The sequence below is a fragment of the Rhodoferax sp. genome (assembly GCF_034519335.1).
GTDB lineage: Bacteria > Pseudomonadota > Gammaproteobacteria > Burkholderiales > Burkholderiaceae_C > Allorhodoferax.
In genome coordinates this window covers 309,150-328,375 of sequence record NZ_JAXHOL010000002.1, presented here as the reverse complement: position 1 = coordinate 328,375, position 19,226 = coordinate 309,150, and the positions used below count along the sequence as shown (strand labels likewise).

Below are 19,226 nucleotides of genomic sequence, written 5' to 3'. Positions count from 1 at the left end.
TTGTGGGTGGCATTTAGTGGCCGCCCAAATACGAATTCGCTTTAGCCTCGCTGACGCAGCCGCACAGCGGCTCCCAAGAGCCCCATACCAGCCAGCAACATGGCCCACGTGGTGGGTTCCGGTACGGGCGACACTTCAATGTTGTCTACGCCTACATAAAACCCGTTAGTGCTGCCCAAACGCACAGACTGCAGATTGGTGAACCCGCTGAAGGTATAGCTGGAAAAAGCACTGGGACTGACCGTCACATCAACAAACACCTCGGGGCCTGCGGCGCGCAGCCCGGTGATGCGCAGCGGGCTTGGGTTGGGGCCAAACCCGACCCAACCACCCAAGTCAAGACTCAGTAAATTAAAGGGAGCCACCGACGCAAAGGAAGCGGTGCCACCACTGTTGTAGGCCAGAAACTTGCCGGGGTTGGGGGCAGGAAAGCCCAAATCGGTGGTCACGGTGTAGGTGCTGGTGGTGGAAAACGTCAGCCCGCCACTGGAGAAGGGCGACGTGCTTCCAAATGGCACTGGCGTCGCGAGGTCTTCAAATGTCACGGCGGCTTGGGCAGCACCTGACAACAAAACACTAAGCCCCAGAAATACAAAACTGCGGCTCAAAGCCAAGTGTGGTTTGGACATCAAAAGCTTTCTCATGGTCACAAAATCCCGGTAACACTGGCTTGCGCCTGCGTGGTGTTGTTGGGGCCATACACGGTACACAAGCGCGTATCGCCGTTGGCAATGGGTAGCGGCAGCCCCACCGGTCCGGTGGAGTAATTGGCTGGCAAACCACCTTGGAGAAGGCTGCCTGCATCGGCACAGTCGTCCACCACCACGCCATTGCTGCCATTGACCCTCCGGGCGGCCACATTGATGGCAGACGCAGACGAAACCGATCCCGCAATGGCCTGGGTTGCTGCCAGCTGCGCGTCGGCGCGCAAGTCGACAAACTTGGGGATGGCCACCGCCGACAACACGCCCAGAATCACAATAACCATGACCAGCTCGATGAGCGTAAAACCACGCTGGGCCTCAACGCGGCGGGCGGGTTTACTTTGTAAGTGGCGAATCAAGGACATGGAACCCGGCAAAGGCGCACCAAAGGGTGCGGGTAACAATTTGTTACGGCCAATCATAAGGACTTACGGTTGGCATGCAAATAGCCCGACCAGACTAGCTGGCTTTTTTGGGCACCAAACTTGCTGTTACACAGCCATAGTCTGATTGGACTAGCTCAAGGCCGCGGCCACGGAAGTGCCACTTTGCAGGGCGATAATCAGCGGCGGTTTTGCGCGACAGGGACTCTTCACAATGACTATTTTGGTAACCGGCGGTGCCGGCTTTATTGGCAGCAACTTCGTGCTGGACTGGCTGGCCCAGTCGGACGAGACGGTGGTCAACCTCGACAAGCTGACCTATGCCGGCAACTTGGAGAACCTGGCCAGCCTGAACAGCGATGCCCGCCATGTGTTTGTGCAAGGTGACTTTGGTGATTCGGCGCTGGTGAACCAGTTGCTGGCACAGCACCAGCCGCGCGCCATCCTGAACTTTGCGGCGGAGAGCCATGTGGACCGATCCATCCACGGGCCGGAAGATTTCATCCAAACCAACATCGTGGGCACTTTCCATCTGCTGGAGTGTGTGCGGGCTTACTTTGGTGGCCTGCCAGCTGATGCCAAGGCAGCGTTCCGGTTTCTGCATGTATCCACGGACGAGGTATACGGTTCGCTCTCCAAAACTGACCCTGCGTTTGCCGAGACCAACAAGTACGAGCCCAACAGCCCCTATAGCGCGAGCAAGGCCGCCAGTGACCACCTGGTGCGTGCCTACCACCACACCTATGGCCTGCCGGTGCTGACCACCAATTGCAGCAACAACTATGGCCCGTTCCACTTCCCCGAGAAGTTGATCCCGCTGATGATTGTGAATGCGCAGGCGGGCAAGCCGCTGCCGGTGTATGGCGATGGTCAGCAAGTGCGCGACTGGCTGTATGTGAAGGATCACTGCAGCGCTATCCGTCGTGTACTGGAAGCAGGCACTGTGGGCGAGACCTACAACGTGGGCGGCTGGAACGAGAAGCCGAACCTGGAGATCGTGCACACCGTGTGCGCACTGCTGGACGAGCTCAAGCCGCGTGCAGATGGAAAACCCTACAAAGAACAAATTACCTATGTGACGGATCGCCCAGGCCACGACCGCCGCTATGCCATTGACGCCCGCAAGATTGAGCAGCAACTGGGCTGGAAGCCGGCCGAGACCTTTGAAACCGGCATCCGCAAAACGGTGCAGTGGTACCTGAACAACCCCGAGTGGGTGGGGAATGTGCTGAGTGGCGGCTACCGCGACTGGGTGAACAAACAATACGGCGCCGCCACCAAGGCTGCGGCATGAAGATACTGCTCTTGGGCCGTGGTGGCCAGGTGGGTTGGGAGCTGCAACGCGCTTTGGGCGTGCTGGGTGAGGTGGTGGCGCTGGATTTTGACGCTGCGCACAACCCCGACGGCCTGTGCGGCGACTTTACCGATTTGGCCGGGCTGGAGCGCAGCGTGTTGCAAGTGCGGCCCGACGTGATCGTGAATGCCGCTGCCCATACGGCGGTGGACAAGGCTGAGAGCGAACCTGAGCTTGCACGCACCATTAATGCCCTGGCGCCCGCCATACTTGCGCAAGCAGCTACCAAAATAGGAGCATGGCTGGTGCACTACAGCACTGACTATGTGTTTGACGGCAGCGGCTCTACCCCCTGGAAAGAGACTGACTCCACGGGTCCGCTGAGTGTGTATGGTCAGACCAAGTTGGAGGGGGAGCAGGCAGTAGCCACCACGCCCAAGCATCTGATCTTGCGTACGAGCTGGGTGTACGCCACGCGCGGCGGTAACTTTGCCAAAACCATGCTGCGCTTGGCAGGCGAGCGTGAGGCGTTGACGGTGATCAACGACCAGTTTGGCGCACCCACGTCGGCCGAGCTGCTGGCCGATGTGACGGCCCATGCACTGCGACAACTGCGAACGCAGCCAGCGCTTGCCGGCCTGTACCACTGTATTGCCAGCGGAGAAACCACTTGGCATGGTTACGCCCAGTTTGTGCTGGCGCAGGCCCACGCACTGGGCTTGCCACTCAAGGCTGGGCCCGCCCAAGTGGCACCCACTCCGACCAGCAGCTACCCTACTCCCGCCAAACGCCCACTCAATTCACGGCTGGACACTGGCAAGCTGCAAGCTGCCTTTGGCCTGACGCTGCCGCACTGGCAAGCAGGCGTGGCGCGCATGTTGACCGAAATTTCAGGGAAGTAAGCATGACAAAAAATTCAGGCGCCAAGCAGCGCAAAGGCATCATCCTCGCGGGTGGCTCCGGCACCCGGCTCTACCCTGCCACGCAGGCGGTGAGCAAGCAGCTGCTGCCCATTTACGACAAGCCCATGATTTATTACCCGCTTAGCGTTCTGCTGCTGGCGGGCATCAAAGATGTGCTGGTAATTAGTACGCCGCAGGACACCCCGCGCTTTGAGCAGTTGCTGGGCGATGGCTCGCAGTGGGGCATTCGCATCGAATACGCTGTTCAACCTTCACCAGACGGCTTGGCGCAAGCTTTTTTGATTGGCGAAACGTTTCTGGATGGCGCTCCCAGTGCGCTGGTGCTGGGCGATAACATCTTTTACGGACATGACTTTGCAGGCCTGCTGGAAAGCGCCACCCAGCAGACCACGGGCGCCACCGTGTTTGCCTACGCCGTGAACGACCCCGAACGGTATGGCGTGGTGGAGTTCAATGAAGAAGGTCGTGCCATCAGCCTGGAAGAAAAACCCAAGGCGCCCAAGTCGCGCTACGCGGTGACAGGTCTGTACTTTTATGACGACCAAGTGGTGGAGTTGGCCAAACAGGTCAAGCCATCGGCGCGTGGTGAACTGGAGATTACTGACCTGAACCGCCTCTACCTGGAGCGTGGCCAGCTGGACGTGCAGACCATGGGCCGTGGCTACGCTTGGCTAGACACCGGCACCCACGAATCCATGCTGGAGGCCAGCCAATTCATCTACACCATAGAAAACCGTCAGGGCCTGAAAGTAGCCGCGCCCGAAGAGATTGCATGGCGCAGCGGCTGGATTGACGATGCGCAGTTACAAAAACTGGCGCAACCACTCGCCAAATCGGGCTATGGGCAATACCTGCTGCGCTTGCTCAAGGACAAGGTGTTTTGATGAAGGCCACGCCTACTGCTATTGCTGATGTGCTGCTGATCGAACCCAAGGTGTTTGGGGATGAGCGCGGTTTTTTCTTTGAGAGTTTTAACGAACGCGCCTTCCGGGAGGCCACTGGTGTGACCCTACCGTTTGTGCAGGACAACCACTCCAAATCTGGCCGCGGCGTGCTGCGCGGGCTGCATTACCAGACCCAACAAGCCCAAGGCAAATTGGTGCGTGTAGTGGCAGGTGAGGTGTTTGACGTGGCTGTGGACATTCGCCGCGACTCGCCCACCTATGGCCAATGGGTGGGGGAGGTTTTGTCAGGTGACAACAAGCGCCAGCTGTGGGTACCACCCGGACTGGCCCATGGTTTTGTGGTGTTGTCGGAGTCGGCCGAGTTTTTGTACAAAACGACCGACTATTACGCCCCGGCCCATGAGCGTTGCATTGCCTGGAACGACCCAACGCTGGCCATCGCGTGGCCCTCATTGGGTATGGCGCCCCTGCTGTCGGCCAAAGATGCGGCAGGCATGGCCTTTGGCGACGCTTGAGCGCACCGGCGGCATCCTTACCTATTTTTGGCGACCGGGGTGGGGAATATGCGACGCACAAAGGGGGAAATTTGCCCCCCTGCCCCCTACAACTGCACCAATGCGTCTGGCTTCGTATATCCTAGTTGGCTATGGCTGTAGCTGACTCTGTGAACCGCGATACCACTTCGGTGGCCCTGCCCGGTATTGGACGTGCCTTGGTGGCCGCTGGAAAGCTGCCGCAAAAAGCAGCCGAAGACCTGTACCGCAAGGCCATGGGCGGCAAAACCAGCTTCATGGCGGAGCTGGTGGGCTCAGGCGCGGTGTCTTCTGCCGATTTGGCGCACACCTTATCCGCCGCATTTGCAGCGCCACTGGTGGACTTGGATGCCGTAGACCCCCAACGCCTTCCCAAAGGGCTGCTGGACCCCAAGATTTGCACTGATTTCCGTGTGCTGGTGCTCAGCAAACGCGGCAACCGGCTGATCATCGCTACCGCAGACCCGTCGGATCAAGCTGCTGCCGAGCGGATCAAGTTCTCGACCCAAATGGGTTTTGACTGGGTGATTGCCGAATTTGACAAGCTCTCCAAGCTGGTGGACGCCAACACCACCACAGCCTCCGAAGCGATGGAAGACATCATCGGCGGAGACTTTGAGTTTGACGAAAGCGCAACGGAGGTTGCCACTGAAACCACGGCGACGACGGCCGAAGTAGAAGATGCTCCGGTGGTGCGTTTTCTGCACAAGATGCTGATGGACGCCTTCAGCATGCGGGCCTCTGATTTGCACTTTGAGCCCTACGAGCACACCTACCGGGTGCGCTTCCGGATCGACGGCGAGTTGCGCGAGATTGCCAGCCCGCCTATTGCCATCAAGGACAAACTGGCCTCGCGGATCAAGGTGATCTCGCGGATGGATATTTCCGAGAAACGGGTACCGCAAGACGGGCGTATGAAACTCAAGGTGGGTGCTGACCGCGTGATCGATTTCCGCGTGAGTACCCTACCGACTCTGTTTGGCGAAAAAATCGTGATCCGGATCTTGGACCCGAGCAGCGCCAAGCTTGGCATTGACGCACTAGGTTACGAGGCTGAAGAGAAAGAACGACTGGTCAAGGCGATTGGGCGCCCGTACGGCATGATTTTGGTAACCGGACCTACAGGCTCCGGCAAAACGGTGTCTCTCTACACCTGCCTGAATATGCTGAACCAACCCGGCGTGAACATTGCCACGGCGGAAGACCCGTCTGAAATCAACCTGCCGGGCGTGAACCAGGTGAACGTGAATGAGAAGGCTGGGCTGACTTTCGCTGCGGCCTTGAAGTCGTTCTTGCGGCAGGATCCAGACATCATCATGGTCGGTGAAATCCGCGATCTGGAGACGGCAGACATCTCCATCAAAGCGGCGCAGACGGGCCACTTGGTGTTGTCCACCTTGCACACCAACGACGCGCCCACGACCTTGACGCGCATGCGCAACATGGGGATCCAGCCTTTCAATATTGCGTCCAGTGTGATTCTGATTACGGCGCAGCGCTTGGCACGCCGCCTCTGCCTGAATTGCAAACAGCCGGCTGATGTGCCAACAGCAGCTTTGTTGGATGCGGGCTTCAAAGAAAGCGACCTGGACGGTAGCTGGAAGCCTTACAGGGCGGTTGGCTGCTCCATGTGTAACAACGGTTACAAAGGGCGTGTTGGTATTTACCAAGTGATGCCCATCAGCGACGAAATCCAGCGCATCATCCTGCGGGATGGCAGTGCCATGGATATTGCAGCGCAATCGGAGGCCGAAGGCGTGCGATCGCTGCGCCAGGCTGGCCTGCACAAAGTGAAACTAGGGCTGACTTCGTTGGAAGAAGTGCTGGCCGTCACCAACGAATAGAAGACAACCCAGGGGACCCTATGGCAACAGCAAAATCTGCGGACACCAAAGACGCAGTATTCGAGTGGGAAGGCAAAGACCGCAACGGCAAGCAGGTACGGGGAGAAATCCGCGCCATCGGCGAAAACCAGGTCAAGTCTTCCCTGCGCCGCCAAGGGGTCACACCCACCAAGATCAAAAAGCGCCGCATGCGCTCGGGCAAGAGTATCAAGCCCAAAGACATGGCGATTTTTACCCGGCAACTGGCCACCATGATGAAAGCCGGTGTGCCGCTGTTGCAGGCCTTTGACATTGTGGGGCGTGGGAACCCCAACCCCAGCGTGACCAAGCTGCTCAATGACATCCGCCAGGACGTTGAAACCGGCACCTCGCTGAGCACTGCCTTCCGCAAATATCCGCTGTACTTTGACAACCTCTACTGCAATTTGGTGGAGGCCGGCGAATCGGCTGGTATTTTGGACCAATTGCTGGACCGCCTCGCGGTCTACATGGAGAAGACGGAAGCGATCAAATCGAAAATCAAGTCGGCACTGATGTACCCGATCGCCGTGCTGGTGGTTGCGTTTGTGGTGGTTTCGGTGATCATGATTTTTGTGATTCCGTCCTTCAAGCAGGTTTTCACATCATTTGGTGGTGAGTTGCCAGCGCCAACGCTGATGGTCATTGCCATGAGCGAGTTCTTTATTGACTACTGGTGGTTGATCTTTGGTGGCATAGGTGGCGGCCTGTATTTCTTTATGCAGGCCTGGCAGCGCAATGAAAAAGTGCAGGCTTTTATGGACCGCCTGATGCTCAAGCTGCCCATCTTCGGCGTAATGGTGGACAAAAGCTGTGTGGCACGCTGGACCCGCACTCTCTCCACGATGTTTGCTGCAGGCGTACCCTTGGTGGAAGCCCTTGATTCTGTGGGAGGCGCATCGGGCAACATCGTCTACCAGACAGCCACCCAAAAAATTCAGCAAGAGGTATCAACAGGTACCGCCTTAACTGCTGCCATGACCAATGCCAACCTGTTCCCGAGCATGGTTCTGCAAATGTGTGCGATTGGCGAAGAGTCTGGCTCTATTGACCACATGCTGGGCAAAGCCGCCGACTTTTTTGAAGCCGAAGTGGACGATATGGTGGCTGGCATCTCCAGCCTGATGGAACCCATCATCATCGTGGTGCTGGGTACCATCATCGGCGGTATCGTGGTGTCCATGTACCTGCCTATCTTCAAGCTGGGACAAGTGGTTTGATGTTGACGGGTGTGCAATGGCTGGATGCCAGCCTGATAGGTGTGCTGGGTCTATTGATCGGCAGCTTCCTCAATGTAGTGGTGTACCGCCTTCCCAAAATGATGGAGCGGCAATGGGCCACGGAATGCGCAGACCTGTCTGGCAAAGAGGCCCCCGCCGCCGAACCCTTCAACCTTATGGTGCCGCGCTCGCGATGCCCGCATTGCGGCCACCAGATTCGCTGGTTTGAAAACATCCCGGTAGTAAGTTATGCCGTGTTGGGTGGCAAATGTGCCAGGTGTAAAGCGCCCATCAGCTTGCGTTACCCCGTTGTCGAAATAGTCACGGGTGGCTTGTTCTTCTGGTGCGCTTGGCAATGGGGCGCGTCTGCCACTGGACTGGCTTGGTGTGCCTTCTCTGCCTTGCTGCTGGGTATGGCACTGATTGACTGGGACACCACCCTGCTGCCGGATGACATGACCTTGCCCATGATGTGGCTGGGGCTGGTTGCGGCTGCCATGCAATGGACCAGCGTTCCTCTGATGACTGCTTTTTGGGGAGCAGTCGCAGGTTATTTGTCCTTGTGGTCCATTTACTGGGTGTTCAAGCTGGTCACCGGCAAAGAAGGCATGGGGTACGGTGACTTCAAACTGTTCGCTGCACTCGGTGCTTGGTTTGGGTGGCCGCTGCTGATTCCCATCATCTTGATTGCATCGGTAATCGGAGCTGTGGTTGGTATTGCCATGAAGTACTCCAGCGGCCTGCGGGAAGGCGGCTATGTGCCCTTTGGTCCCTTCCTTGCGGGTGCTGGGTTTGCCGGTTTGCTATTCGGCCCCCAGACCTTGCGCCAACTGGTAGGCCTCTAGACGCATGCCTGCCGCCTTGCGCTTGGGTCTGACTGGCGGTATCGGCAGCGGCAAAAGCACGGTTGCCAAATTGCTCCAGACCCATGGCGCCCGTCTGATAGACGCCGACGTCTTGGCCCGCGCCACTACGGCAGCAGGCGGGGCTGCCATTTCCCGGATACGAGAGACATTTGGAGCAGATTCGCTGACCCCTGAGGGCGCTTTGGACCGCGAAAAAATGCGCCAACTTGCCTTTGCCGATGCCGGCGTACGGGCGCGACTCGAGTCCATCGTTCATCCCTTGGTTGGCATGGCCATTGAACAAGCAGCCGTGCATGCCGAAACGGATGGTGCTCACTGCCTTGTTTTTGACATTCCCCTTTTGGTGGAATCGGCCCACTGGCGCAAGCGCCTTCACCGCGTTCTGGTGGTGGATTGCGGCAGTGAAACCCAGATCCAGCGCGTAATGCAACGCAATGGCCTCTCGCGTCCCGAAGTAGAAAACATCATGGCAGCACAAGCCAGCCGGTCACAGCGCCTGCAAGCCGCAGATGCGGCAATTTTCAACGAAGCTATCCATCTGGATGAACTCGCAGTGCAAGTGCAACAAATTGCGAATCAGTTCGGGCTATGATTCGGCGACCGGAAAATACAGCGTGATCCTTTACGAATACCCCTTCAACGAACGCATTCGCACCTATTTGCGACTTGAACATCTGTTTTTGCGTTTGGCAGAGTTGATGGCGCGTTCTGAGCCCTTGGATCACCACTTTGCCTTGACGACCATTTTTGAAGTCATGGACGTGGGGGCCCGTGCGGACCTGAAGTCCGATGTCCTCAAAGATCTGGACAAGCAAAAACAAATTCTGAATGGATACCGCGGCAACCCCGCAATTGCAGAGGCTGTGCTGGACCAAGTCATTGGTCAGCTCGATCGTTGTTTTACTTCTTTGAATGGCTTGGCGGGCAAAGCCGGTCAGGCTCTCACCGAAAACGATTGGTTAATGAGCATCCGAAGCAGGGTCGGCATTCCTGGCGGCACATGCGAATTTGACCTGCCGGCCTATTACGCGTGGCAGCACCGCAGCGCGGAAGTGCGCCAGCAGGACCTTCAGCGTTGGGCATCCACCCTTGCACCTTTGGCAGAGTCAATTCACTTGTTGCTCAAGATGCTGCGCGATTCCGGTGCCCCTCAAAAAGTAGTGGCCGTTGGCGGCCAATTCCAGCAAAACTTGCCCCAAGGCAGGACGTTCCAATTACTACGGCTGTCTTTGGACCCTGCACTGCAGCTGATCGCCGAGATCAGTGGCAACCGCCTGATGGTGTCCATTCGCCTAATGCGCCACGGGGACGATGACCGCTTGCATGCCAGCGGCGAAGACGGAGCTTTTGAGTTGACTCTGTGCTCTTAGACTGAGAGCAGATTTTCCATGGCCGAGCCGGTTTTCCAGAAGATCGTTGTCTGCCCGCAATGCGGTGGGGATAGTGTGTATGCCCCCAGCAATGCCTATCGCCCTTTTTGCGGCGAACGTTGCAAAAATCTGGATTTGGGCGCCTGGGCCAGTGAATCCTTTCGCGTTCCTAGCGAAGCACCACCAGACGACCAGGTTTTTGGTGACGCCAAACTCCAGTGATATTTAAGCCGAACAGGCCTCTAGAGCACTAGGAATCTGCGCGAGCAGCTACCAAATGTGTAGCACCCGAATGTGCCCGTTCTTTGGCAAACCAGTCCAGCACAGGTACCGTGCCCGGCAATACAGGCTGCACCTGAACAGGAAGCTGCTCCCACGAATACATTTGTGCCTCGCGCATTTGCAGCTCGCCGGCCCATTCGAACACCTTGCAGAAGTGCAAACGTACCAAAGCGTGGGGATAGTCGACCAACTCCACTTTCCAGGGGATTGCAGCACCTATCGTGATACCAATCTCTTCTTGCAGCTCACGGCGCAAGGCCTGTTCGATGGTTTCACCAACTTCCAGTTTGCCACCCGGGAACTCCCAGTACCCGGCATAAGCCTTGCCAACGGGGCGGGACGTGAGCAAAAAGGCGCCATCCTTGCGCACCAACACCCCCACCGCGACCTCCACAGCCTTGCGGTCTGGCCCACCCTCCCGGGCGGTGCCGGGATCCGCCACCAAGCGGTCACTCATACCGTTTCACGCCCGGCAAAGTCTTTGGCGAACTGGTAAGCCACCCGTCCGCTACGTGAACCGCGCTCCAGTGCCCACAACAGGGCATCGGGTCGGGCGGCTGGAATACGGTCTGGGGAAATGCCCAGTGCTCCGAGCCACTGCGCCACGATGGCCAAGTACTCATCTTGGCTAAATGGGTAAAAACTTACCCACAGACCAAACCGTTCTGACAGTGAAATCTTCTCTTCCACACCCTCGCCCGGATGCACCTCACCGTCTTCCGTGTGCTTGTAGGTCAGGTTCTCCGACATGTACTCCGGCAACAGATGGCGTCGGTTACTAGTTGCGTAAATCAGCACATTGGGAGTAGCTGCAGCCACCGAGCCATCAAGCACCGATTTCAAAGCCTTGTACCCCGCTTCGCCTTCGTCAAAGCTCAGGTCGTCACAAAACACAATGAACTTCTCGGGACGCTGGGCGACCAGTTCCACGATGTCCGTCAGGTCAACAAGATCCGCCTTGTCCACCTCGATAAGCCGCAACCCTTGCGCTGCATAGGTGTGCAGACAGGCGCGGATCAGGGACGATTTGCCAGTGCCTCTGGCACCGGTAAGCAACACATTGTTGGCCGTAGCACCGCGCACAAACTGGGCGGTGTTGCGCTGGATTTTTTCTTTTTGATCATCGATCTCTTTCAGATCGTCCAAGCCCATGGCCCCCACATGTTGCACGGGCGTGATCACGCCTTGACCGGAGCGCCGACGGCGATACCGAAAAGCGATAGAAGCATTCCAGTCGGGCTGCTCCAACCCATGAGGCAGTGACGCTTCGACTCGTGCCATGAACAATTCGGCACGTGCCAAGAAACCGGCCAATTCTTTGGTCATGGTATCGGTCATGGCGCGTCGTTCAGGAGCGGTAGTCTGCGTTGATGGTGACGTAATCGTGGCTGAAGTCGCAGGTCCAGACAGTTTCGGTGGCGGCACCTCGGCCCAAGCCCACCCGCACGGTGATTTCGCTTTGCTTCATCACGCGCTGCCCATCTTCTTCGCGGTAATTGGGATTACGCCCACCGCGTGTGGCCACATGCACATCGTCCAGATGCAGCTCAATACCGGTCTGGTCCAAGTCGTCGATACCGGCATAACCCACAGCCGCCAAAATGCGCCCCAGATTGGGATCACTGGCATAAAACGCTGTCTTCACCAGCGGCGAATGCGCAATGGCATACGCCACCTTGCGGCACTCTTCTGCGGTCCGTCCACCGTCTACCTGCACCGTGATGAACTTGGTCGCTCCCTCGCCATCGCGCACGATAGCCTGGGCCAATTTGCGGGCCACGCTGAGCATGGCCGACTTGAGAGCCAGGCCATCGGCCGACTCCAGGGACGTGATCTCTGCGTTACCCGCTTTGTTGCTGGCAATCACTACCAATGAATCGTTGGTGGAGGTGTCTCCGTCCACAGTGACACGGTTGAACGAACCCTCAGCCAACTCCAGCGACAACTGGCGCATCACAGCCTGGCTTACACAGGCATCTGTAGCGATAAACCCCAGCATCGTGGCCATGTTGGGGCGAATCATGCCAGCGCCCTTGCTGATACCGCTGATACAAACAGGTTTGCCACCCAGCGTAATCTGGGCGCCAAAAGCCTTGGGTTGGGTGTCCGTGGTCATGATGCCCTCGGCCGCTTTCAACCAGTTGTCTGCACGTACATCTGCAATGGCGGCCTCGAGGCCTGCTTCGATACGGTCAACAGGCAACGGCTCCATGATTACGCCTGTAGAAAACGGCAGCACTTGCTGCGCAGCAATTCCAAGCTTGGCTGCCAATGCAACGCAGGTGTTCTGCGCGCGGGTCAAACCATCCGCACCGGTACCTGCATTGGCATTGCCGGTGTTGATCAGCAGCGCGCGGATTGCCTGGCCAGAAGCCAAATGCTCGCGGCACAGCTGCACCGGAGCGGCACAAAAACGGTTGGAGGTAAAAACGCCTGAAACACTGGCCCCTTCATCCAGCAATACCACCGTCAGGTCTTTGCGACCCACCTTTCGCACACCTGCCTCGGTTACGCCAATGCGTACTCCCGCGATAGGGAACAGGGTTGCCACGTCGGGCAGGGGAAGGTTTACAGGCATCGGAGTACTCTCAGGTCAATTGGCCGTGGCAGTGTTTGTATTTCTTGCCGCTGCCGCACGGGCAGGGTTCATTGCGTCCTACGCGCGGAACATCGCTTGCACTGGGCTTGACCGTGGCGGTATCTACCGTGGTTTGCACTTCACCAGTCTCCGATGGAGCACTGTAGGTCACGTTGGCAATGCTCTCCCCGCGGGCTTCCATTGCATCCGCAGCCTGCTCCAATTGTTCGTTGGACTGGATCTTGACCGTCATCAAAACTTTGGTGACATCGTTTTTGACGGAGTCCAGCAACTGGCCGAACAGCTCAAAAGCTTCGCGCTTGTACTCTTGCTTGGGTTGTTTCTGGGCATAACCGCGCAAGTGGATACCCTGGCGCAGGTAGTCCAATGCGCTCAGATGGTCGCGCCAGTGGCTGTCAATGCTTTGCAGCAACACCATACGCTCAAACTGGGTGAAGTTATCGGCGCCGACCAGATCAACCTTGGCCTGAAAAGCAGCATTGGCTGCACTGACCACGGTTGACACCACTTCCTCATCGGTAATAGAGCTGGCTTCAGACACCTGCTTTTGCAAATCCAGACTGATTTGCCAATCATCGCCCAGTGCTTTTTGTAATGTGGGCACATCCCACTGCTCTTCCACAGATTCCGCTGGCACGTACTGGCGCACCAAATCTTCAAAAGCGCCTTCGCGCAGCGAGGTAATTTGGGCACCCAAATCTTGGGCATCCAGAATCGCGTTGCGCTGCTGGTAGATCACTTTGCGCTGGTCGTTGGACACGTCATCGTATTCCAACAATTGCTTGCGCATGTCAAAGTTGCGTGCTTCCACCTTGCGCTGCGCACTCTCGATGCTGCGCGTCACAATGCCGGCTTCGATCGCTTCGCCATCGGGCATTTTCAGGCGATCCATGATGGATTTCACGCGGTCACCCGCGAAGATGCGCATCAGCGAATCGTCCAGGCTCAGGTAGAACCGCGAGGAACCCGGATCGCCCTGACGGCCGGAACGACCGCGCAACTGGTTGTCAATGCGGCGCGACTCATGGCGTTCAGTAGCAATGATGCGCAAGCCGCCCAGGGCCTTGATGGCTTCATGGTCCTGCGTCCACTGGGCGCGCAGAGCCTTGATTTTTTCTTCCTTGGCGGCGGCGTCCAGACTTTCATCGGCTTCCACCGCCTGAATGTCTTTTTCGATGTTGCCACCCAGCACAATGTCGGTACCCCGGCCTGCCATGTTGGTGGCAATGGTGATCATCTTGGCGCGACCGGCTTGGGCCACGATATCCGCTTCGCGTGCGTGTTGCTTGGCGTTGAGAACCTGATGGGGCAGCTTTTCCTTCTCCAGGAGCTGCGCGATGATCTCGGAATTTTCAATCGACGTGGTACCCACCAGCACAGGCTGGCCACGTTCGTAACATTCGCGAATGTCCTTGATCGCCGCTTCGTATTTTTCGCGCGTGGTTTTGTACACGCGGTCCAACTGGTCATCACGCAGGCTTTTGCGATTGGGTGGGATGACCACCGTTTCCAAGCCATAGATCTCTTGGAACTCATAGGCTTCTGTATCGGCAGTGCCGGTCATGCCAGCGAGCTTGCCGTAGAGACGGAAGTAGTTTTGAAAGGTAATAGAGGCCAGGGTCTGGTTTTCAGCCTGGATCTGCACGCCTTCTTTGGCTTCCACCGCTTGGTGCAGGCCATCGCTCCAGCGGCGCCCTGTCATCAGGCGCCCGGTGAATTCATCCACGATGACGATCTCGCCTTGCTGCACCACATAGTGCTGATCGCGGTGGTACAGGTGGTTGGCACGCAGCGCTGCATACAAGTGATGCATCAGCGTGATGTTGGCGGGGTCATACAACGACGAGCCTGCTGGAATCAGGCCCAATTCGGCAAAAATCTGCTCCGCAGATTCGTGGCCCTGCTCGGTCAAAAAGACTTGGTGCGTCTTTTCATCCAAAGTGAAATCGCCGGGTTTTGTCACGCCCTCGCCCGTGCGCGGGTCGGCTTCCCCTTCCTGTTTCACCAGCTTGGGGATAGCCTTGTTGATGGCAAGGTACAGGTCGGTGTGGTCTTCCGCCTGCCCGCTAATGATCAAAGGTGTACGCGCCTCGTCGATCAAGATGGAATCCACCTCGTCAACGATGGCGTAGTTGAGGCCACGCTGCACGCGGTCAGCCACCTCATAGACCATGTTGTCGCGCAGGTAGTCGAAGCCGTATTCGTTGTTGGTGCCGTAAGTGATGTCTGCGCGGTAAGCGGCTTGCTTGTCTTCTCTGGGGGCCTGGGGCAGGTTGATACCCACCGTCAAACCCAAGAAATTGTAGAGGCGGCCCATCCACTTCGCATCGCGGCTGGCGAGGTAGTCATTCACCGTAACAACATGAACGCCCTTGCCACTCAATGCGTTGAGGTAGACCGGCAGTGTGGCAGTCAGGGTCTTTCCCTCACCTGTGCGCATTTCCGAAATTTTGCCGTTGTGTAGCGACATGCCACCCAACAACTGCACATCGAAGTGGCGCATCTTCATGACACGCTTGGAACCTTCACGCACCACCGCAAAGGCCTCGGGCAGGACCGCATCCAACGTTTCACCCTTTGCAATGCGATCCTTGAATTCCTGGGTCTTGGCACGCAACCCGTCGTCGGTCAACTTCTCGAACTGCGGCTCCAGCGCATTGATCCGCGCAACGACGGAGCGGTATTGCTTGAGCAAGCGGTCATTGCGACTGCCGAAGATTTTGGTAAGGATATTGATGGCCATGCATGCAAGACTGGCCTGCCCCCACCATGGGTAACAGATCAGCGCAGTCCTTTTTCTCGTCTGTGTGAAATGGGGGCATTCAGATGGAAGACAAGCACATCCGTGCTTGCACCACCACAAATACCAAACCGCCCATTTTAGCGTTGCGTATCAGACGCTTTGGATTGCACAAGCTGAGCACCCGGAAGATTACGACCTGCGTTCAAAAACTTTTGAGGATCTTGGGGCACGCCCTGCACCAGCACCTCAAAATGCAAATGAGGTCCCGTCGACCGCCCTGAAGTCCCCACCTCGGCAATCTTCTGTCCGCGTTTGATCAAATCGCCTTTTTTGACCAATACTTTGGAGGCATGTGCATAACGGGTGATCAGGTTATTGCCATGGTCGACTTCGATCATATTGCCGTATTGGAAGTGGAATTCTTGTGTCACCACCATGCCACCGGCTGCTGAATAAATGGGGGTTCCCGTCTCAGCCGGAAAGTCCAGTCCGGTGTGAAGGGCCGACCGTCCCGTAATGGGATCAATACGCCACCCAAACACCGAACCCAAGTTTGCATCCTGCACGGGCGTCTGGGTAGGCACCATCATCTTCTTTATCTTCTGCTCAAACAAGCGCGATTCCAGGACGGTCATGGCCTCAGCCCGCTGACTGGCCACTAGATCCAGCGCATCCAGCCCCGCATCCAGCTCCTGCAAAGTCAAGGGCCGGCCTTCCACCAACAGACCACCTTGGCCAGGCTTGACTTTGATATCGGCAGGATTGATGCCCGCGAGCCCCGACACACGTTCCCCCAAAGACTCCAGCTGTAGCAATTTGGCCTGCATCTCGCCCAATTTCTTGGCCAGCACCTCAATGTTTTCCCGCAAATAGCGGTCGCGCTGGGCGAATTCATCCTTCACAACCAACCGCACCAGGGAGCCAACAATGGGCCAACCTTCGCGCGCACCCTTGAGAAAGACCCAGTGGTAAAGCCCTGCCGAGACCAGCATCAGCGCGATAGAAAGGCCTAAAAAAGACAACACCAGTTTGGTGCCACTCAGGTGGAAAGCCCTGCTTTTGGCCATCCAAGCATCCGTGATAATCACTTGCATATTCCAACACCTTCTTCATGCAATCTTTGACCCGCAATCACCGAGCCGTGACTGCCCTGCAGGCCAGCCGGGAATCGCCTGCTTTGGCGAGACTCAGTGACCTCGCGACAGAATCAACGGCACGACTCAAAAGCTTGGACACCGTGATTCCGCGCTCTTTGCGGCTGGCAATCCAAGCAGGGCCTATTGATGGGAGCGAATGGTGCTTGCTGCTGGATAACACAGCAGTAGCAGCAAAATTGCGTCAGCTACTCCCTGCCATGCAAGCGCATTTGCGCTCCAAAGGCTGGGAGGTTAACTCAATTCGCTTAAAGGTCCAAGTGTCGCCGCCAAGCAAAAATAAGCTATGACGGGAGGGTGAAATGGTGCCGCTTGTCGGATTCGAACTGACGACCTACCGCTTACAAGGCGGTTGCTCTACCAACTGAGCTAAAGCGGCACGGGCCGAATTCTACATCAAGCACGACGCCCGATTGGACATAAAGCCGTCTATTTCACACGCGTCAGTGCTGGCCGACCGCCGCCAGGGGGACGCGGAGTGTCGGGGCCGACCTCTTCTGAGCTAGGCACAGGCGCCAACACCGCAGGCTTTGCCTCCGGCACGGGTGGCTTGGGCGCAGCAACTTCTGGGACTGCAGTCACGGGAAAAGCCATACCCTGCCCATTTTCCCGCGCATAAATGGCGAGCACACGGTGCACAGGCACGAGAATGTCACGCGCCACACCACCAAAACGGCCCTTGAACTCGATGAACTCGTTACCCAGTTGCAAGGCACTGGTCGCATCGAAACTTACGTTCAACACGATTTCGCCATCCTTCACATACTCTTGGGGCACGCGCACGGAGTCGTCCACCTGAACCGCTATAAAAGGGGTAAAGCCGTTGTCCGTACACCATTCGTACAAAGCACGAATGAGGTACGGGCGTGTAGACTGGGCGTTATCGGCATCCATCATGGCGTGCGTCCCGCTTTACTTGCGCATGACCTTCTCAGAAGGTGTCAGCGCTTCAATGTAGGCAGGGCGCGAGAAAATGCGCTCGGCATACTTGAGCAGGGGCGCAGCGTTCTTGCTGAGGTCGATGCCGTAGTAATCCAGACGCCAGAGCAGGGGCGCAATGGCCACGTCCAACATGGAGAAATTCTCACCCAGCATGTATTTGTTCTTGAGGAACACGGGAGCCAACTGGGTCAGGCGGTCGCGAATGTGCGCACGGGCTTTCTCCAGGGCTTTTTCGTTGCCTTTGGAGGCGCGAGCCTCCAGTGTGGACACATGTACGAACAGCTCTTTTTCGAAGTTCAGCAGAAACAGGCGCACGCGGGCGCGGTCCACGGGGTCACCAGGCATCAGCTGGGGATGGGGAAACCGCTCGTCAATGTACTCGTTAATGATGTTGGACTCATACAAAATCAGGTCGCGCTCGACCAGAATTGGCACTTGCCCATAGGGATTCATCACGCTGATATCTTCGGGCTTGTTGTACAAGTCGACATCGCGAATTTCGAAGTCCATGCCCTTCTCGAACAACACGAAACGGCAACGGTGAGAAAAGGGGCAGGTTGTTCCTGAATACAGCACCATCATGGCAAGAGACTCCTAAAAAATGAAAAAGAGTGGGTCGCCTTGGCAGACCCACTCTGACACCATCACCTCAGGCCAATACGGCCTGTGCGACAGCGCGTGACTTTACTTGACGTCTTTCCAGAACGCCGCGTTCAGGCGCCACGCAAACAGCGTGAGCACCGACAGGAACAACAAAACCCACACACCCACGCGAACACGGGTGTTCTGTGCGGGCTCACCCATCCACTGCATGTAGTTAACCAAGTCACCAATGGCTTGGTCGAACTGCGCGGGGGTCATGGTACCGGGCGTGATTTGCTGCCAGCCTTTGAAGACTTGTACTTCGTGGCCGTGCTCGGTGACCGTGTCGTATACCGGTACCCGTTTACCCTGCAGTTCCCACAATACATGGGGCATACCTACACTCGGGAAGACCAAGTTGTTCCAGCCCGTGGCTTTGGTTTCATCAGGGTAGTAGGTGCGCAGGTAGGTGTACAGATAATCTGCACCGGAACCCCCAGCACCAGCACGCGAGCGGGCAATCACGGTCAGGTCGGGCGGGTTGGCACCAAACCAATCTTTGGCCTGCCTGGGATCAATCGCAGCCTTCATGGTTTCGCCCACTTTTTCGGTGGTGAACAACAGGTTGTCCTTGATCTGCTGGTCGGTCAGGCCGATGTCCTTGAGGCGGTTGAAGCGCATGAAGGCTGCCGAGTGGCAGTTCAGGCAGTAGTTCACAAACAGCTTGGCACCGTTTTGAAGGGACACCAAGTCATTGGTCTTGGAAGGCGCTTTGTCCAAGGGGATACCGCCACCGGCGGCATGGACACCGGCAGCAAAGCCCAAGGCAGCCACGAGGGTAATCAGAAGTTTTTTCATGTCAGT

General features: G+C 57.2%; 21 protein-coding genes and 1 tRNA gene. 11 read left to right on the top strand and 11 right to left on the bottom strand.

Going from position 1 to position 19,226, the window contains the following annotated elements; all coding sequences use genetic code 11:
• Positions 1 to 41 precede the first annotated feature (41 nt).
• A complete protein-coding gene (locus U5O12_RS03430; protein WP_322577276.1) occupies positions 42 to 629 on the bottom strand; it encodes a PEPxxWA-CTERM sorting domain-containing protein in 588 nt (195 codons plus the stop codon).
• 17 nt (positions 630 to 646) lie between these two features.
• Positions 647 to 1,069 carry a prepilin-type N-terminal cleavage/methylation domain-containing protein gene (locus tag U5O12_RS03425; protein WP_322577275.1) on the bottom strand — a complete coding sequence of 141 codons (423 nt, stop codon included), beginning with the start codon at positions 1,067 to 1,069 and terminating at the stop codon, positions 647 to 649.
• Positions 1,070 to 1,301: 232 nt separating this feature from the next.
• On the opposite strand from U5O12_RS03425, the gene rfbB reads away from it, so the two are divergent.
• The 10 genes from rfbB to U5O12_RS03375 all read left to right on the top strand — a co-directional run bounded on the left by rfbB (position 1,302) and on the right by U5O12_RS03375 (position 10,282).
• Positions 1,302 to 2,381, top strand: a complete 1,080-nt coding sequence (rfbB, locus tag U5O12_RS03420) for a dTDP-glucose 4,6-dehydratase (protein ID WP_322577274.1) — start codon at positions 1,302 to 1,304, stop codon at positions 2,379 to 2,381.
• Positions 2,378 to 3,283, top strand: a complete 906-nt coding sequence (gene rfbD / locus U5O12_RS03415; protein ID WP_322577273.1) for a dTDP-4-dehydrorhamnose reductase — start codon at positions 2,378 to 2,380, stop codon at positions 3,281 to 3,283. The genes rfbB and rfbD overlap by 4 nt, the downstream gene beginning before the upstream one ends.
• Positions 3,284 to 3,285: 2 nt before the next feature.
• On the top strand, positions 3,286 to 4,188 hold the full coding sequence (rfbA, locus tag U5O12_RS03410; RefSeq protein WP_322577272.1) for a glucose-1-phosphate thymidylyltransferase RfbA: 903 nt from the start codon (positions 3,286 to 3,288) through the stop codon (positions 4,186 to 4,188).
• On the top strand, positions 4,188 to 4,724 hold the full coding sequence (rfbC, locus tag U5O12_RS03405; RefSeq protein WP_322577271.1) for a dTDP-4-dehydrorhamnose 3,5-epimerase: 537 nt from the start codon (positions 4,188 to 4,190) through the stop codon (positions 4,722 to 4,724). Before rfbA ends, rfbC begins: the two co-directional genes overlap by 1 nt.
• A 131-nt stretch (positions 4,725 to 4,855) precedes the next feature.
• Positions 4,856 to 6,586 (top strand): type IV-A pilus assembly ATPase PilB, encoded by a 1,731-nt coding sequence (gene pilB, locus U5O12_RS03400; protein ID WP_322577270.1) that lies wholly within the window; start codon positions 4,856 to 4,858, stop codon positions 6,584 to 6,586.
• Positions 6,587 to 6,606: 20 nt separating this feature from the next.
• On the top strand, positions 6,607 to 7,824 hold the full coding sequence (locus U5O12_RS03395) for a type II secretion system F family protein (RefSeq protein ID WP_322577269.1): 1,218 nt from the start codon (positions 6,607 to 6,609) through the stop codon (positions 7,822 to 7,824).
• On the top strand, positions 7,824 to 8,669 hold the full coding sequence (locus U5O12_RS03390; RefSeq protein WP_322577268.1) for an A24 family peptidase: 846 nt from the start codon (positions 7,824 to 7,826) through the stop codon (positions 8,667 to 8,669). The genes U5O12_RS03395 and U5O12_RS03390 overlap by 1 nt, the downstream gene beginning before the upstream one ends.
• Before the next feature lie 4 nt (positions 8,670 to 8,673).
• On the top strand, positions 8,674 to 9,282 hold the full coding sequence (gene coaE, locus U5O12_RS03385) for a dephospho-CoA kinase (RefSeq protein WP_322577267.1): 609 nt from the start codon (positions 8,674 to 8,676) through the stop codon (positions 9,280 to 9,282).
• A 22-nt stretch (positions 9,283 to 9,304) separates the two neighbouring features.
• Complete coding sequence (gene zapD / locus U5O12_RS03380; protein WP_322577266.1) at positions 9,305 to 10,060, top strand: cell division protein ZapD; 756 nt, start codon at positions 9,305 to 9,307, stop codon at positions 10,058 to 10,060.
• Positions 10,061 to 10,078: 18 nt separating this feature from the next.
• Entirely contained in the window at positions 10,079 to 10,282 is a 204-nt protein-coding gene (locus U5O12_RS03375) for a DNA gyrase inhibitor YacG (RefSeq protein WP_322577265.1), read from the top strand.
• Positions 10,283 to 10,310: 28 nt separating this feature from the next.
• Here the strand turns inward: U5O12_RS03375 and U5O12_RS03370 are convergent, their stop codons facing one another.
• From U5O12_RS03370 to U5O12_RS03350, 5 genes are all read right to left on the bottom strand, one after another.
• Positions 10,311 to 10,799, bottom strand: a complete 489-nt coding sequence (locus U5O12_RS03370; RefSeq protein WP_322577264.1) for an NUDIX domain-containing protein — start codon at positions 10,797 to 10,799, stop codon at positions 10,311 to 10,313.
• Positions 10,796 to 11,668, bottom strand: coding sequence for an ATP-binding protein (locus tag U5O12_RS03365; protein WP_322577361.1), 873 nt, complete (start codon positions 11,666 to 11,668; stop codon positions 10,796 to 10,798). Before U5O12_RS03365 ends, U5O12_RS03370 begins: the two co-directional genes overlap by 4 nt.
• Before the next feature lie 22 nt (positions 11,669 to 11,690).
• Complete coding sequence (gene argJ, locus U5O12_RS03360; protein WP_322577263.1) at positions 11,691 to 12,920, bottom strand: bifunctional glutamate N-acetyltransferase/amino-acid acetyltransferase ArgJ; 1,230 nt, start codon at positions 12,918 to 12,920, stop codon at positions 11,691 to 11,693.
• Between the two features lie 10 nt (positions 12,921 to 12,930).
• On the bottom strand, positions 12,931 to 15,684 hold the full coding sequence (gene secA / locus U5O12_RS03355; RefSeq protein ID WP_322577262.1) for a preprotein translocase subunit SecA: 2,754 nt from the start codon (positions 15,682 to 15,684) through the stop codon (positions 12,931 to 12,933).
• Positions 15,685 to 15,821: 137 nt separating this feature from the next.
• On the bottom strand, positions 15,822 to 16,778 hold the full coding sequence (locus U5O12_RS03350; protein WP_322577261.1) for a M23 family metallopeptidase: 957 nt from the start codon (positions 16,776 to 16,778) through the stop codon (positions 15,822 to 15,824).
• Between the two features lie 26 nt (positions 16,779 to 16,804).
• Between U5O12_RS03350 and U5O12_RS03345 the strand changes: the two genes are divergently transcribed.
• Positions 16,805 to 17,128, top strand: a complete 324-nt coding sequence (locus U5O12_RS03345) for a hypothetical protein (RefSeq protein WP_322577360.1) — start codon at positions 16,805 to 16,807, stop codon at positions 17,126 to 17,128.
• A gap of 13 nt (positions 17,129 to 17,141) precedes the next feature.
• On the opposite strand, the gene U5O12_RS03340 is transcribed toward U5O12_RS03345, so the two are convergent.
• The 4 genes from U5O12_RS03340 to U5O12_RS03325 form a co-directional block, all read right to left on the bottom strand.
• Positions 17,142 to 17,217 (bottom strand) — tRNA-Thr (locus U5O12_RS03340).
• Positions 17,218 to 17,267: 50 nt separating this feature from the next.
• The gene (locus U5O12_RS03335) at positions 17,268 to 17,732 is read right to left on the bottom strand and encodes a ClpXP protease specificity-enhancing factor (RefSeq protein WP_322577359.1); all 465 of its coding nucleotides are present in this window, start codon (positions 17,730 to 17,732) and stop codon (positions 17,268 to 17,270) included.
• 18 nt (positions 17,733 to 17,750) lie between these two features.
• Complete coding sequence (locus U5O12_RS03330) at positions 17,751 to 18,362, bottom strand: glutathione S-transferase N-terminal domain-containing protein (protein ID WP_105262683.1); 612 nt, start codon at positions 18,360 to 18,362, stop codon at positions 17,751 to 17,753.
• A gap of 102 nt (positions 18,363 to 18,464) precedes the next feature.
• Positions 18,465 to 19,220: a cytochrome c1 gene (locus tag U5O12_RS03325; RefSeq protein WP_322577260.1), complete on the bottom strand. Its 756-nt coding sequence runs from the start codon at positions 19,218 to 19,220 to the stop codon at positions 18,465 to 18,467.
• Positions 19,221 to 19,226: the final 6 nt, after the last annotated feature.

What these genes read in the sequence shown, in the direction of transcription:
- U5O12_RS03430 (WP_322577276.1), bottom strand. Translation starts at nt 629, where the DNA reads ATGTCCAAACCACACTTGGCTTTGAGCCGCAGTTTTGTATTTCTGGGG.
- U5O12_RS03425 (WP_322577275.1), bottom strand. Translation starts at nt 1,069, where the DNA reads ATGTCCTTGATTCGCCACTTACAAAGTAAACCCGCCCGCCGCGTTGAG.
- rfbB (WP_322577274.1), top strand. Translation starts at nt 1,302, where the DNA reads ATGACTATTTTGGTAACCGGCGGTGCCGGCTTTATTGGCAGCAACTTC.
- rfbD (WP_322577273.1), top strand. Translation starts at nt 2,378, where the DNA reads ATGAAGATACTGCTCTTGGGCCGTGGTGGCCAGGTGGGTTGGGAGCTG.
- rfbA (WP_322577272.1), top strand. Translation starts at nt 3,286, where the DNA reads ATGACAAAAAATTCAGGCGCCAAGCAGCGCAAAGGCATCATCCTCGCG.
- rfbC (WP_322577271.1), top strand. Translation starts at nt 4,188, where the DNA reads ATGAAGGCCACGCCTACTGCTATTGCTGATGTGCTGCTGATCGAACCC.
- pilB (WP_322577270.1), top strand. Translation starts at nt 4,856, where the DNA reads ATGGCTGTAGCTGACTCTGTGAACCGCGATACCACTTCGGTGGCCCTG.
- U5O12_RS03395 (WP_322577269.1), top strand. Translation starts at nt 6,607, where the DNA reads ATGGCAACAGCAAAATCTGCGGACACCAAAGACGCAGTATTCGAGTGG.
- U5O12_RS03390 (WP_322577268.1), top strand. Translation starts at nt 7,824, where the DNA reads ATGTTGACGGGTGTGCAATGGCTGGATGCCAGCCTGATAGGTGTGCTG.
- coaE (WP_322577267.1), top strand. Translation starts at nt 8,674, where the DNA reads ATGCCTGCCGCCTTGCGCTTGGGTCTGACTGGCGGTATCGGCAGCGGC.
- U5O12_RS03375 (WP_322577265.1), top strand. Translation starts at nt 10,079, where the DNA reads ATGGCCGAGCCGGTTTTCCAGAAGATCGTTGTCTGCCCGCAATGCGGT.
- U5O12_RS03370 (WP_322577264.1), bottom strand. Translation starts at nt 10,799, where the DNA reads ATGAGTGACCGCTTGGTGGCGGATCCCGGCACCGCCCGGGAGGGTGGG.
- U5O12_RS03365 (WP_322577361.1), bottom strand. Translation starts at nt 11,668, where the DNA reads ATGACCAAAGAATTGGCCGGTTTCTTGGCACGTGCCGAATTGTTCATG.
- argJ (WP_322577263.1), bottom strand. Translation starts at nt 12,920, where the DNA reads ATGCCTGTAAACCTTCCCCTGCCCGACGTGGCAACCCTGTTCCCTATC.
- secA (WP_322577262.1), bottom strand. Translation starts at nt 15,684, where the DNA reads ATGGCCATCAATATCCTTACCAAAATCTTCGGCAGTCGCAATGACCGC.
- U5O12_RS03350 (WP_322577261.1), bottom strand. Translation starts at nt 16,778, where the DNA reads ATGCAAGTGATTATCACGGATGCTTGGATGGCCAAAAGCAGGGCTTTC.
- U5O12_RS03335 (WP_322577359.1), bottom strand. Translation starts at nt 17,732, where the DNA reads ATGGATGCCGATAACGCCCAGTCTACACGCCCGTACCTCATTCGTGCT.
- U5O12_RS03330 (WP_105262683.1), bottom strand. Translation starts at nt 18,362, where the DNA reads ATGATGGTGCTGTATTCAGGAACAACCTGCCCCTTTTCTCACCGTTGC.
- U5O12_RS03325 (WP_322577260.1), bottom strand. Translation starts at nt 19,220, where the DNA reads ATGAAAAAACTTCTGATTACCCTCGTGGCTGCCTTGGGCTTTGCTGCC.